Here is a 12,948-nt window from a genome sequence, read left to right on the forward strand (position 1 = left end):
CAAGCAACGGGTCGCATCTGTCACGCACTGCCGCGGATTACCGCCGGAGCAAGACCTGGCGTACCTGACGCACCTTTTAACCGCACAGGGCGGGTGAAGAATTCAATCAGGCCGCATCTCGGGTGGAGGTGGACGGAGCCGTTGTGCACCAGAGTAGCGGAGACCTACTCGGCATTGGTGATGATCGCTCCGGCCTTGTCGGGAACCGATGCCGGGCAGGCGGCGGCCGCCGCCGATCACGATGATGGACCGACGTGACTGATCATTGTGATCGGCGACCTGAGCAGACAGACATCTACCGCTGCTGCGCGCGACTCGTGACCGGCCGACTATTACCGTGACTTAGCGTTCGCGTGAGTTGTGCGGCGGGTCATGTAGTTCGCTGCGTTCGCCCGAATGTTGTCGACTTCCTCATCGGTGAGGGGGCGTCGGACCTTGGCCGGCACTCCAGCGACCAATGATCGGGGTGGCACGACGGTTCGTTCGGGCACCAGGGCGCCGGCGGCGACAAGGCTGTCCTCCCCTATCTCGGCGTCATTCATAATGACTGCGCCCATGCCGATGAGGACGTTGTCGCTGATTGTGCATCCGTGGACGATGGCGTTGTGGCCGATCGAGACACCGTCACCGATGGTGGCGGGACTGCCTGGGTCGGCGTGGATCGCACACCCGTCCTGCACGTTCGTTCCCGATCCGATGGTGACTGTTTCGTCGTCGGCCCGGATCACGGCGTTGTACCAGATTCCGGATTCGGATCCGATGGTGACGGCACCGACCACGACGGCGGTCGGTGCTATCCAGGCGTCCGGTGCGATGGCAGGCGTCCGTGCGTCATCGAGGTTGAGGATCATGATGTCCTTGCGAAGTGTTGGTTCGGTGCGACACCGATGTGGGGGGCGACGGCGCTTCGACGTGGGTGGTCAGGTCTGGTGCTTCAACCGCGGATGTGCAGTACGGCAGCAGGATTCAGAACTGCGGTGGGATCGAAGGCGTGTTTGACCGCTCGATGGACCTCGATGTTCACGGGATCGAGTTCCTTGCGCAGCCACCCGGCCTTCAGACGACCGACACCATGTTCACCGGTGATGGTTCCCCCTAGCTCGAGGGCCTTCTGGGTGATCGCATTGAACGCTTCCAGCGCGGCATCACGGCTGGCGGCATCAGTCTTGTCGTAGATGACGGTGGGGTGAAGGTTGCCGTCCCCGGCGTGGCCGAACACTCCGATCGTCAGTCCGGTCTGCTGCGCGATCTGCTCGATCGCCGCGATGAGATCGGTGATGCGTGAGCACGGTACGCAGACGTCGTCGAGTAACCAGTCACCGAACCGTTCGAGGGCGGGTAGGGCTTGACGCCGCGCTTCGAGCAGCATCTCCGCTTCGGTTGGGTCGGAACTGACAACGATCTCGCCGGCGCCGTGGCTCGTGCAGTGCTGTTCGATGTCGGCGAGCACGTTGGGCGCATCGACTCCATCATGCTGAATGAGCAGCAGCGCGGCCGTGTCGTCGCCGATACCCATTTTGGTCATGTCATCGACTGCCTTGACGGTGGTGCGGTCGAGAATTTCCAGCATGGAGGGGGTGATTCCGGCACCGGAGATCGCCCTGACCGCTTTGCCCGCACCGTCGAGGGTGGAAAACGATGCCACAAGGGTCTGCGGCTGGCGCGGAGCCGGGAGTAGTCGCAGCGTGATCTCGGTGATGATCGCGAGGGTTCCCTCGGATCCGACGAGAAGGCTGGTGAGGTCGTAGCCGGCGGTACCTTTCACCGTTCGCCGCCCGGTTCGCACGATGCGCCCGTCGGCGAGCACGCATTCGAGCGCAAGAACGAAATCGCCGGTGACACCGTATTTGACGCAGCACATGCCGCCGGCGTTGGTGGCGACATTGCCGCCGATCGTGCAGAAGTCCACACTTCCGGGGTCGGGCGGGTAATACAGACCGGCCTTGCTGACGTAGTTGCGGAGTTCGGCGGTGATGACGCCCGGCTCGACGACGACGATACGGTTGTCGGTGTCGAGTTCGCGGATGGCGGTCATGCGGTGCAGGCTCAGCACGATCGCGTCGGCTGGTGTGTTCGCCCCGCCGCTGAGCCCGCTGCCGGCGCCGCGGGGCACTATTGCGACGCCGTGGGCGTGGGCTACGCGAACACAGGCCGCGACTTCCTCGGTGGTCCGGGGCATTGCCACCGCGACGGGCAGTGCGCGATCGGTGAACTGCGATTGATCTGCGGCGTAGCTAGCGACGACGTCGGGATCGGTGGTGATGATCTGGGCAGGGAGGCTGTCGATGAGCCGGTCGATCGCAGTGGAGTCGGTAATCACTGGGTGGCTTCCGCTGGTTCGGACAGGGCGAGTTCGAATGTCATGGCGATGGGATTGTGTCCCCGGACGAGTGCGCCGCTGTAGACGTTCCCGTCGACAGCTGCAGCAGCGCAGGTCAGTTCGGCTCGGATAGTGCCGGTTTCATCGCGGCGAACTCCTCCGTCGAGGTACATGACCTCAACGGCGGGCCCCGGGGCGCTGACGAGCTGGTCGCCCTGGACCAAGGTGGCACCGATGAAGGAACCGATCTTGCCCCGGATCACCGCGGTCTCGAAACCGTGCTCTTCAGCAAGATTCTCGATCGCTTCGATGATGTCGATGTTGGGGTGGACCCGGGCGACGACTGAGCGCAAGCCACCGGATGCGTTGACCGCCGGTTTCATGGGGGCGGCGGGCTGCGGCTGGAACACCGAAAAGTTGATCTCGGTGTCGGGTAAAACGGTCATCGCCACGTCACGGCTGGCGTACAGGTCGGCGGTCACCCCGGCACCGACAATGACCGACTCCGGGATGAGGTGTCCGGCGCGCATGATCCCGTCGGCGTCGACGAACTGGGCGTGGCAGTGGGTGAAGACCTCACCGTCCCGCAGCCCGATCGTCAGTCCGCCGCGCATGAACGTGGCCGGGCTACGGCCCGTGATCGGGTCGCTGAACGTCGCGACGCTGGTGCCGGCCTGGCAGACCGCCGGGATGTAGTAGTCGAACGAGGTGAACGTCCCGCCCCGCAGTTCGCCGAACGCGCTGCTGTATCCCTGCTCGAATACGTCCTGCCGCAACGCTTCCAGCAGTGGGGTTCCGGCGGGCAGTTCGACGCTGATCGGATGGAGGGTGGTCGGATACGCGTCGATCCGTTGGGGCAGCGGTGTCCCGGGTTGGGTCAGGTAGCGAACCTCGGGCAGCACTCGGTCTGTGAGGGTTGTCATGGTCAGGCCTCGCTCGGCCAGGAGTTGCGCTTGCGGAATTCCTCCTCGAGCAGGGCCGTGGTGACCTTGCCGTACCCCGAAGTCGGAAGCACGGTGGCGAACTCGATCCGCTTCGGAATCTTGTAGCGCACCATGTTCTCTCGGCACCAGCTCAGCAGCTCGTCGGCGGTCAGCGACGAGTCCGGGCGCCTGACGCACAAGGCGTAGCCGACCTCTCCCCACGTGTCGTCGGGTGCGCCGACGACACCGGCGGCGACGACATCGGGATGCTTGAGCAGTTTCTCTTCGACCTCACGTGGATCGATGTTGGAACCACCGGAGATGAACATGTCCGAGGCGCGACCGGTAATGTAGAGCAGCCCGGTCGGATCGAGATAGCCGAGATCCCCGGTCCGGAACCAGCCGTTACGGAAAGCCTTGCCGTTTGCCTCCGGGTTGTTGAGATAGCCCGCGAACACCGCTGGCCCGCAGGCACAGATCTCGCCGCGCTGGCCGGGCTCGAGTTCGCGGCCGGCGTCGTCCTGAATGCTGATCGTCATACCGGTACGCACGTAACCGGCAGTCGGGATTCCGTCGGGTTCGGCGGTGGTGCCGTGCAACTCCGGAGGCAGGACGGTGATGTTGCCGGTGACCTCGCACAGTCCGTAGTACTGCACGAGTACTGTGCCGAGAGTGTCGAGGGCGACGCGCTGATCCCGCGACGACATCGGTGCGCCGGCGTAGACCACGTAGCGCAGGCTGCTGTTATCGGGAGCATGATCGGCCGGGGCGGTCTGAACCAGCTTGTTCAAGATGGTGGGCACGGTGAACATCGTCGACACCGAGTGCCGGTCGATGAGCTCCCAGGCCTCGGCGGGGTTGAGGGTGTCGCTGGTGGTGAGCACGACCGCGGCGCCGCGAGCGACATGAGTCAGAGCGTGGACACCTGCGCCGTGTGAGAGCGGCGCCAGCACGAGCGTGGCGTCGCGGTCGGTCAGGTTGGGCATCAGGTCGCAGATGTGGTTGGTGACGACGAATGCCATCTGATCGTGCTCGAGTACCGCCGCTTTCGGACGGCCGCTGGTGCCGGAGGTGAAGAAGTACCACGCCGGCGAGTTCACGTAGACGGGTTCATCGACGGTGACATTGCCGCGGCCGGTGTGCTTCTCGATCATCTGTGACACGTGCGCGCTGGCGAACTCGGCGGTCTCTCCTTCGTCGCCGATCGACCAGATTTCGTAGTCCGACAGCGCGCGGGCGTGGTCGTCGCTCGACGCGTGGATGATCACCAGATCCGGGGCGACGAGCTCGGCCAGGGGGACGACGTCGTCGGGAAGCAGTTTGTAGTTGGTGGGCACGATGATCGCGCCCACCCGCCAGGTGGCGTAGAGGACGGTGAGCGAGTCCATGCAGTTCGCGCTGTGCAACAGGACCTTGGAGCCGGGACCGACTCCATGCTCTCGCATCGCCGCGGCCAACGCGTTGACGCGTGCGTTGAGCTGTGACCACGTCCAGGTGTGCTCGCCCCGAATGATCGCAGGTCGATCGGGTAGCCGGGCGGCGGTCTGGGTGAGGAAGGTCGCCAGATTGGTGGTGCGCTGCCGGTTGGCCGGCGATGGTGCGGTCTCTGTGGTCATGGCGGTTACCACCTCTCGAGGATGGATGCGTAGTTGGTGACCGCTGTGCCACCCATGTTGAAGATGCCGCCGAGGTCTGCGGTGGGCAGCTGGAAAGTGCCGGCTTCGCCGGTGAGCTGCATGGCAGCGATGGCGTGCATGGACACGCCGGTGGCTCCGATCGGGTGTCCCTTGGCTTTCAGGCCTCCGGACCGGTTGATCGGCAACTTTCCGTCGGGCAGGGCGAGGCCCTCGTCGACCACCTCGTGGCCGTGGCCGCGTTCGGCCAGCCCGAAGACTTCGTAGTGGATGAGTTCGGCGATGGTGAAGCAGTCGTGGGTTTCGATGAAGTCCAGATCAGTGGTGGCTGTCGCGGCCTGTTCGAGTGCCTGATTCCAGGCTCGGCGGGCACCGGCGAACTCGATCGGATCGCGCCGCGACAACGGCAGGAAGTCGTTGGCGTGCGCGCGGGCACGGAACGACACTCGCCGTGGTGCGGTCCTCGCACGGTCGGCGCTGGTGATCACCAGTGCGACCGCGCCATCGGAGATCAGCGAGCAGTCGGTGCGGCGCAGTGGAGCCGCCACGTAGGGGTTCTTGTCCGAGACTTCGTTGCAGAATTCGAAGCTGAGGTCTTTGTGTAACTGAGCGTAGGGGTTGGTCATGCCATTGTGGTGATTCTTCGCGGCGATGGCCGCCATGGCCGCACTGGGATCGCCATAGCGGTCGGCGTATGCGCTCGCGATGCCGGCGAAGACACCGGCGAACCCGCCGGAGACATTCGACTCCTCGGGCCGATAGCAGCCCGACAACAGGATCTCCCCGGCGCGTGGGGTGTCGACGCCGGTCATCTTCTCGGCGCCGATGACCACCGCCACATCGCCGCGGCCCGAATCGATGAAGTCGCATGCCGCGTAGACCGCGGCGCTGCCGGTCCCGCAGGCGTTCTCCACCCGCATCGCGGGGGTGAACTGGAATTCGGGGTTGGTGAGGGAGACCAGCGAAGCCTGAAAGTCCTGATCGGAGAAACCGTTGTTGTAGACGCCGACGAACAGGCCGTCGACCTCGTCTGCCGTGACCTGTGCGTGCGCCAGCGCTTGCGGGACCACCGAGCCGATCAGGGCGGTGACATCGGGTTCGTCGAGTCTGCCGAACTTCGAGTGCCCCCATCCGATGATGGATGTTCGACTGGTCATGCGTTTCCTCCAACGATTAATGTGAAACTGGTTTGCTTGTAGGGCATTTCAGATTTTTGCGTGCAGCTTTGGCGCTTCGCTGCGGCGCAGAGTCGGTGCCAGGCGGGCGGCTTCTTCCTTGAGCAGGATCGCCAGCCGCGCCTGCCGGTCAGGACCCAGACGTGAGCTGATGGCTGCGATGCTCAGTGCCATCGCCGGTTCGCCACTGGCGTCGGGGACCGCGATGCCGATGGCCCACGACTCGGGAACCACGGTGCCTTCGTTGACCGCGACACCGCCGCGCCGGCGGACGAGCTCGGCCTGCTCCAGAATCCAGTCCGGGGTGAGGTTGGGGTAGTTCTCCGCGAGCTCTGCCGCATTGGCTGCGGTGACGGCGGAGGCCTCCTGCGGCGGCATCGCAGCCAGCAGCGCCATTCCATGCGCACCGACGCCGAGCGGATACCGGTCCCCTGCCTGCAGCACGTGGCTGCGAATCGGCCAGGTCCCTTCCTCGCGGTGCAGGCAGACCGAGTGCGTTCCGCGGCGCACCGAGATGAACGCCGCGTCCTCGGAGACCTGCGCGAGCCGCACCACCGATGCCAATGCCTGCTGCTGCAGCCCGTGCCGGCGCTCGGCGGCGCTGCCGATGATGTAGGCCTCCGACCCGAGCCGATACTTACGGTCCTCGGACTGCTCGAGATAGCAACTGCTCACCAATTCCGCGAGGAGTCTATGCACCGTGGGCTTACTCAACCCGCTCTCGGAGGCCAACTCCGCCAGCGAGAGCCCGCCCATCCGTTCGTGCCCGGCGACCATCGACAACAAGTTGAGGGCTCGGCGAACACTTTGCGTTCCGGTGGTCGGCTGTCGGTCGGCTGCGGCCGAAGCGGGGGAATCGTTCCGCATCATGGAATCCCTAGAAGTGAGTTGTGGAATGCGATTTTGTGTTGAAAGTACCTATCAGCACTTATTGCACGATAGGAGTGACCGTGGTCTCAGTCAACTATTCCGTTATGTGGACCATTTTGCTGGGCTTTTGTGGACTTGGTTGACGCCTCGGGGCACGCGGGCTCACAGTTGCTTCGACATCGTGACCGAGGTCACGAGCTCAGCGTTCGTTGTATCCGCTCCCCGCTCACACGCTGTTTTGCTTCGATCACAGACAGGACCCGCAACCAATGACGAAGACGATGGTGAATGAACAGCCACCCCGAATCGACTTCCGGCAGGCCCGCTGGTCACGGGTTGGTGTGCCGTTGTTCGTGACCTACTTCATCTGTTTCATGGATCGCACCAACATCAGCGTCGCGTCCCCCCACCTGGCGGAAGAACTTCAGCTCAGCGCCGCTGCGATGGGTGTGGTGTTCTCGGCCTTCTTCTGGGGATACGTCCTCAGTGGCATGCCCGCCGGAGCCTGGGCGAACAGGGGCCACGCCAAAACCATCATCGTGGTCTGCATGGTGATCATCGGCCTGGCGGCCGGCCTGACCGGAGTCGTGCACAACTACCCGGTGCTCCTGGCTGCCCGCGTCGTGCTGGGACTGGCCGAAGGTGCGATTTTCCCTGCTTTCGCGGTCATGTTCATCAGCTGGTTTCCCTCCCGGGAACGCGGACTCGCGGTTGCCTTGACCATGTACACGGTGCCGCTGTCGGCGGCAGTGATGGCACCGCTGTCTGGCTGGCTGATCGATCTAGCCAATTGGCGAGCGATGTTCATCATCCAGGCCATCCCGGCGATCCTCGTCGCTGTCTGGCTGCACTTCGCCGTCACCGAGCGCCCCGAGGACAATCCTCGCCTGAGCGAGGATGAACGCGACTACATTATTGCCACCCGGACTGTCGAAACCGCCGACGAATCAACCTTGTTGCAGGTATTCGCCCGCCCGACCGTGTGGCTGTTGGCGCTGGTGTATTTCTTCTGGGCGATGGGTATCTATGCGCTGACCTTGTGGCTGCCCACCGTGATCGGCGACCTCACCGGTGAAGGGTCGCTGATGGTCGGATTGCTCACTGCCATCCCGTTCCTGTGCGGAACCGTCGCAATGTATGTCGTCACCAAGACCGCTGTCACCACCGGCCGCTCCTTGGGCTATTTCATCGCCCCGTGTATCGGACTCAGTGGAACAGCGATGCTCGCCCAGCACTTCATCGATCTGGGAGTGGCCTTCAGTTTCGCGATGCTAGTGCTGTCTGCCGGCTCGATCTACGCGGCCCTGGCCCTGTGGTGGACCTGGGTGATGCAGATCGTGCCCCGTAATCAGGCGGGAGCCTCGGTGGGATTCGTGAACCTGTGCGGCAATTTCGGCGGGCTGGTCGGACCCCTGCTCATCGGCCTGGTCGCCACCGAAGGTAACACCGCATCCGGATTCTGGATCGTCGGTGTCGGCATCCTCGTCGCTGCTGCAATCGTCATGGTGGTCGATGCGCGCCGCACCCGCTCCCAAGCACTCGAGCAGTCGCTCTGACTCTTCCCTCGACCGTCGACCTGACACACAGAACAGAGATAGGCAATGAACAAACGCATCGCGCTCGTCACCGGAGCCGCCGCCGGCATCGGCGCGGCCATCGCCGAACACCTTGCCACTCAGGGCAACCACGTGATCCTGGGCGATCTCAACTACGAGGCCGCCAACCAGCTCGCGAAGACCCTCGCAGACCGCGGCACCGTCGCCGAAGCCCTCCGCCTCGACGTCGGCGACCGCGAATCGATCGCCCAGGGATTCGCCTGGCTGACCGACACCTACGGGCGTTGCGACATCCTGGTCAACAACGCCGGCATCGCCAGCACCTACCCGTTCGTCGACTACCCCGACGATCACTGGCTGGCCACCTTGAACATCAACGTCACCGGGGCATTCCGGTGCGGCCAGCACGCTGCCCGGCTGATGCTCGACCACGAGTGGGGACGCATCATCAATATCGCGTCCACCAGCGGGATCCGGGCCGGTACCGGCCGCGCTGCCTACGGAACCTCCAAGGCCGCGCTCATCGCATTGACCAAACAGATGGCCGTCGAACTCGCACCCCGCGGCATCACCGCCAACGCCGTGGCCCCCGGCCCGATCGAAACGTCACTCTCGCGTGAAGTGCACACCGAAGCGATGCGCGAGGCGTACAACAACCACCTCCCCGCACACCGCTACGGCACCCCCGACGAGGTGGCCGCGGCCGTCGGCTTCCTCGCCTCCGAGGCAGCGGCCTACATCAACGGCCACGTCGTTCCCGTCGACGGCGGTTTCCTCGCCGCCGGAATACTCAGCGACTGAGAGCTTTCAGCTCGTCGAGGTGTTCGGCCGACCACCCCTCATACCCCACCATTTCCAACAAGGGACCGGTCCCATCGGACCGGCCCACCACAGTGAGAGAAAGCAGCAAAGTGTCCAACGCGGAATCCAGCAAGATGACAGTCGAGATGTTCTACGACGACGATGCCGATCTGTCGATCATCCAGGGCCGTAAGGTCGCTGTGATCGGTTACGGAAGCCAGGGCCACGCGCACTCGCTGAGCCTGCGCGACTCGGGCGTCGATGTGCGTATCGGCCTCAAGGAAGGCTCGAAGTCCCGCGCGAAGGCCGAGGAGCAGGGCCTGACCGTCGGCACACCGGCCGAGGTCTCCGAGTGGGCCGACGTGATCATGGTGCTCGCACCCGACACCGCGCAGGCGTCGATCTTCACGAACGACATCGAGCCCAACCTGAAGGACGGCGACGCGCTGTTCTTCGGACACGGCCTCAACATCCACTTCGACCTGATCAAGGCTCCGGAGTTCGTCACCGTCGGCATGGTCGCCCCCAAGGGCCCCGGCCACCTGGTGCGTCGTCAGTTCGTCGACGGCAAGGGTGTTCCCGCGCTCATCGCGATCGACCAGGACCCGAAGGGTGAGGGGCAGGCCCTCGCGCTGTCCTACGCCAAGGGCATCGGCGGCACCCGCGCCGGCGTCATCAAGACCACGTTCAAGGAAGAGACCGAGACGGACCTCTTCGGCGAGCAGGCCGTGCTCTGCGGCGGCACCGAGGAACTGGTCAAGACCGGTTTCGAGGTCATGGTCGAGGCCGGCTACGCGCCCGAGATGGCGTACTTCGAGGTGCTGCACGAGCTCAAGCTCATCGTCGACCTCATGTACGAGGGTGGCATCGCCCGCATGAACTACTCGGTGTCCGACACCGCGGAGTTCGGTGGCTACCTCTCCGGCCCGCGCGTCATCGACGCCGGCACCAAGGAGCGCATGAAGGCGATCCTGGCCGACATCCAGTCGGGTGAGTTCACTCGCCGCCTCGTCGCCAACGTCGAGAACGGCAACACCGAACTCGAGGGCCTGCGCAAGGCCAACGCCGAGCACCCCATCGAGGTCACCGGCAAGAAGCTGCGCGACCTGATGAGCTGGGTCGACCGGCCCATCACCGAAACCGTCTGACGGCTCAGATGGAGGAAACAATGGATACCCGCATAGCAGTAATCACGGGTGCGGGCTCCGGAATCGGTGCTGCGTGCGCCGAAGTTCTCGCAAGTGCCGGACACCACATCATCGTCGCAGATCGCGATATTTCAAGCGCAGAACAGGTTGCAACTGCGCTGAACGCCCAGTCTTACAGCGCCGAACCTCAGCACATAGACATCGGGGACAAGGAATCGATCCGGTCGACTTTCGACGATCTCGCTATAAATCATGGCCGATGCGACATTCTCGTGAACAACGCGGGCATTTCACAAGTGCACGATATTTTGTCGTTTCCCGATGACGTATGGGAAAAAACGTTGAACATCAACCTGACTGGGGCTTTCCGATGCAGCCAACGGGCGGCGAAGATGATGGCCGAGCACAGGTGGGGGCGGATCGTCAACGTCAGCTCGATCAGCGGGATCCGGGCCGGCGTCGGCCGCACCGCATATGGGTCAGCTAAAGCCGGCGTCGACGCTTTGACCCGCCAATTTGCCGTCGAACTCGGGCATGCGGGTATCACGGCAAACGCTGTTGCACCCGGTCCCATCGAGACGCCTCTCGCCCATGTGACGCACAGCGAAGAAACTCGAAAGTCTTATTACAGCCACATTCCGTTGCGGCGGTATGGCAACCCTGAGGAAATCGCTTTCGCCGTTGGGTTTCTCACTTCAGAACAGGCCGGTTATATCACCGGACATACCCTGCCAGTCGACGGCGGATTCGTCGCTGCAGGACTGCTGAACATATAGCTACACCGTGACAGAGGTTCGTGCTCCACGGCATCGGAGCAGAGTGCATTCGTCCGTTTATCTCAATCCCTTAGAAGGAGGTCAGGTGTCAGGACACGGATTGTCGTTCATTACGTCCGACGATGTTGAGTTGATCTACGACGATGAAGGCGTCGGCCGCGCCTTCCTCTTCCTGCATGGTTACGGTTGTCGACGAGGACACTGGGAGTATCAACGTGAGGCGCTTATGGCTGCCGGTCATCGAGTAATAGCACTCGACCTTCGGGGTCACGGCGACTCCCAGAAACCGCTGCACGGACAAACGATCGCACGTATGGGTCAGGACGTCCGCGAATTGATTTCGGCGCTGGATCTCGATCAGGTGACCCTGGTGGGGCATTCCATGGGAGTGTCGGTATCGCTCGCGATGTTCATGATCTCCGGCTCTGATCGGATCGAGCGCTTTGTCTATATTGATCAGTCGCCGAAGATAGTCAACGACGAAGACTGGCACTGGGGCGTCAAAGGCGTGAACTGGAGTAATGTCGATGACTGTGTAAATTTCCGTATCAAATGGAGCAACGAAGACCAAGAACCCCCACTGCCTCCCGGCTCAGCCATGGCGGAAGAACCTTGGGCGACCTTCGATCACGCTGCGGTTTCTAGACTTTTCCTCAACCACTTCGTCTCTGATTGGCGTGACGTCCTACCGCGAATTCCTGTTCCCACCTGGGTTGTGACCTCTCGGTTCACAAATTATTACCATTCGGAAGGGATGGAGTGGGTTGCGAACCAGATTCCCATCAGCCGCTTAACGATTTTCGAGAATAGCGGACACCAACCACATGTCAGCGAGGCAGTCGAGTTCAATCGACAACTGCTCGAATTCTGCGCACTTCCCACATCGGTGACCGCCGAACACTAAGCCTATTCACAGGACAAGAACCATGAATGAAGCTCTGCGAGCCAGACTTGCCGCAAACGAAACCGCCTACGGGATGTGGGTCACCTCGGAAGCCGCCGCCGTAACCGAAGTTGCTGCAGTCCTGGGGCTGGACTGGATCTGCATCGACATGGAACATGGCTACCTGAATTACAAAGACATTCAGAGCCATCTCGCCGCAGCACGCGGTAGCCAACTGTCTGTCTTCGTCCGACCCCCCACCCAAGCCCTCGAACCGATCAAACGGGCACTCGATGTAGGCGCCCACGGGTTGATCGTTCCGCTCATCAACAACGCCGCCCAGGTCGAATCCGTCCGACAGCACATTTACTACCCACCTATCGGGCGACGGGGCATCGGCGGTGAACGCAGCGTCACCTGGGGCCTGGAGTTGGAAAACTATGTGAAGTCTGCCAACGACGAACTTATGTTCTTGCCGATGATCGAGACCCAAGAAGCTTATGACAATCTCGACTCGATCTTGTCGGTCGCCCAGACTGAAGCTATTTTCCTAGGTCCCGGAGATATGTCGGCGAGCCGCGGGGCTGTCGGCGAATGGGAAGGGCCCGGCGTTGCGGAGATCAATCTCGACATCCTAGAGCGGGCCGGAGCACGCGGCATTCACGCCGGCCTCGTCGCACGCAGCACCGAAGAAGCAATTACTCGACGCGATCAAGGATTCCGTATGGTGTCGTTAGGGTCCGACATTGGTCTCATGATTCGGCAAATTCGGTCAATCGCAACAGAACTCGGCCGCGAGCCACGACTGCACAGCTGGTTCTAATTTTCTGTCCCTACGCGTGATCGCTCCATCCCACAGGAG

At 62.9% G+C, this 12,948-nt stretch carries 12 protein-coding genes; 6 read left to right on the forward strand and 6 right to left on the reverse strand.

Annotated elements, in window-relative coordinates; all coding sequences use genetic code 11:
* Positions 1-332: 332 nt before the first annotated feature.
* The 6 genes from ACLIVD_RS33060 to ACLIVD_RS33085 form a co-directional block, all read right to left on the reverse strand.
* Positions 333-851 (reverse strand): gamma carbonic anhydrase family protein, encoded by a 519-nt coding sequence (locus ACLIVD_RS33060; RefSeq protein ID WP_491931370.1) that lies wholly within the window; start codon positions 849-851, stop codon positions 333-335.
* Positions 852-934: 83 nt separating this feature from the next.
* On the reverse strand, positions 935-2,320 hold the full coding sequence (locus ACLIVD_RS33065; protein WP_491931371.1) for an FAD-binding oxidoreductase: 1,386 nt from the start codon (positions 2,318-2,320) through the stop codon (positions 935-937).
* Complete coding sequence (locus tag ACLIVD_RS33070) at positions 2,317-3,243, reverse strand: PCC domain-containing protein (RefSeq protein WP_491931372.1); 927 nt, start codon at positions 3,241-3,243, stop codon at positions 2,317-2,319. Before ACLIVD_RS33070 ends, ACLIVD_RS33065 begins: the two co-directional genes overlap by 4 nt.
* A 2-nt stretch (positions 3,244-3,245) precedes the next feature.
* Entirely contained in the window at positions 3,246-4,859 is a 1,614-nt protein-coding gene (locus ACLIVD_RS33075) for an AMP-binding protein (RefSeq protein WP_283351311.1), read from the reverse strand.
* Positions 4,860-4,864: 5 nt separating this feature from the next.
* Positions 4,865-6,034, reverse strand: coding sequence for an acetyl-CoA acetyltransferase (locus ACLIVD_RS33080; RefSeq protein WP_317568758.1), 1,170 nt, complete (start codon positions 6,032-6,034; stop codon positions 4,865-4,867).
* A gap of 48 nt (positions 6,035-6,082) precedes the next feature.
* The gene (locus ACLIVD_RS33085) at positions 6,083-6,919 is read right to left on the reverse strand and encodes an IclR family transcriptional regulator (protein ID WP_317568757.1); all 837 of its coding nucleotides are present in this window, start codon (positions 6,917-6,919) and stop codon (positions 6,083-6,085) included.
* Between the two features lie 356 nt (positions 6,920-7,275).
* On the opposite strand from ACLIVD_RS33085, the gene ACLIVD_RS33090 reads away from it, so the two are divergent.
* The 6 genes from ACLIVD_RS33090 to ACLIVD_RS33115 all read left to right on the forward strand — a co-directional run bounded on the left by ACLIVD_RS33090 (position 7,276) and on the right by ACLIVD_RS33115 (position 12,909).
* Positions 7,276-8,478 (forward strand): MFS transporter, encoded by a 1,203-nt coding sequence (locus ACLIVD_RS33090; protein ID WP_491931373.1) that lies wholly within the window; start codon positions 7,276-7,278, stop codon positions 8,476-8,478.
* Positions 8,479-8,523: 45 nt separating this feature from the next.
* Entirely contained in the window at positions 8,524-9,279 is a 756-nt protein-coding gene (locus ACLIVD_RS33095) for an SDR family NAD(P)-dependent oxidoreductase (protein ID WP_317568755.1), read from the forward strand.
* A 134-nt stretch (positions 9,280-9,413) separates the two neighbouring features.
* Entirely contained in the window at positions 9,414-10,427 is a 1,014-nt protein-coding gene (ilvC, locus tag ACLIVD_RS33100; RefSeq protein WP_491932949.1) for a ketol-acid reductoisomerase, read from the forward strand.
* 20 nt (positions 10,428-10,447) lie between these two features.
* Complete coding sequence (locus ACLIVD_RS33105) at positions 10,448-11,203, forward strand: SDR family NAD(P)-dependent oxidoreductase (RefSeq protein WP_317568754.1); 756 nt, start codon at positions 10,448-10,450, stop codon at positions 11,201-11,203.
* 85 nt (positions 11,204-11,288) lie between these two features.
* A complete protein-coding gene (locus tag ACLIVD_RS33110) occupies positions 11,289-12,107 on the forward strand; it encodes an alpha/beta fold hydrolase (RefSeq protein WP_317568753.1) in 819 nt (272 codons plus the stop codon).
* Positions 12,108-12,129: 22 nt separating this feature from the next.
* Positions 12,130-12,909: an HpcH/HpaI aldolase family protein gene (locus tag ACLIVD_RS33115; protein WP_491931374.1), complete on the forward strand. Its 780-nt coding sequence runs from the start codon at positions 12,130-12,132 to the stop codon at positions 12,907-12,909.
* The last annotated feature ends 39 nt before the right edge of the window (positions 12,910-12,948 follow it).

The sequence above is a fragment of the Rhodococcus sp. G6(2025) genome, assembly GCF_058628105.1.

What these genes read in the sequence shown, in the direction of transcription:
- ACLIVD_RS33060 (WP_491931370.1), bottom strand. Translation starts at nt 851, where the DNA reads ATGATCCTCAACCTCGATGACGCACGGACGCCTGCCATCGCACCGGAC.
- ACLIVD_RS33070 (WP_491931372.1), bottom strand. Translation starts at nt 3,243, where the DNA reads ATGACAACCCTCACAGACCGAGTGCTGCCCGAGGTTCGCTACCTGACC.
- ACLIVD_RS33075 (WP_283351311.1), bottom strand. Translation starts at nt 4,859, where the DNA reads ATGACCACAGAGACCGCACCATCGCCGGCCAACCGGCAGCGCACCACC.
- ACLIVD_RS33080 (WP_317568758.1), bottom strand. Translation starts at nt 6,034, where the DNA reads ATGACCAGTCGAACATCCATCATCGGATGGGGGCACTCGAAGTTCGGC.
- ACLIVD_RS33085 (WP_317568757.1), bottom strand. Translation starts at nt 6,919, where the DNA reads ATGCGGAACGATTCCCCCGCTTCGGCCGCAGCCGACCGACAGCCGACC.
- ACLIVD_RS33095 (WP_317568755.1), top strand. Translation starts at nt 8,524, where the DNA reads ATGAACAAACGCATCGCGCTCGTCACCGGAGCCGCCGCCGGCATCGGC.
- ilvC (WP_491932949.1), top strand. Translation starts at nt 9,414, where the DNA reads ATGACAGTCGAGATGTTCTACGACGACGATGCCGATCTGTCGATCATC.
- ACLIVD_RS33105 (WP_317568754.1), top strand. Translation starts at nt 10,448, where the DNA reads ATGGATACCCGCATAGCAGTAATCACGGGTGCGGGCTCCGGAATCGGT.
- ACLIVD_RS33115 (WP_491931374.1), top strand. Translation starts at nt 12,130, where the DNA reads ATGAATGAAGCTCTGCGAGCCAGACTTGCCGCAAACGAAACCGCCTAC.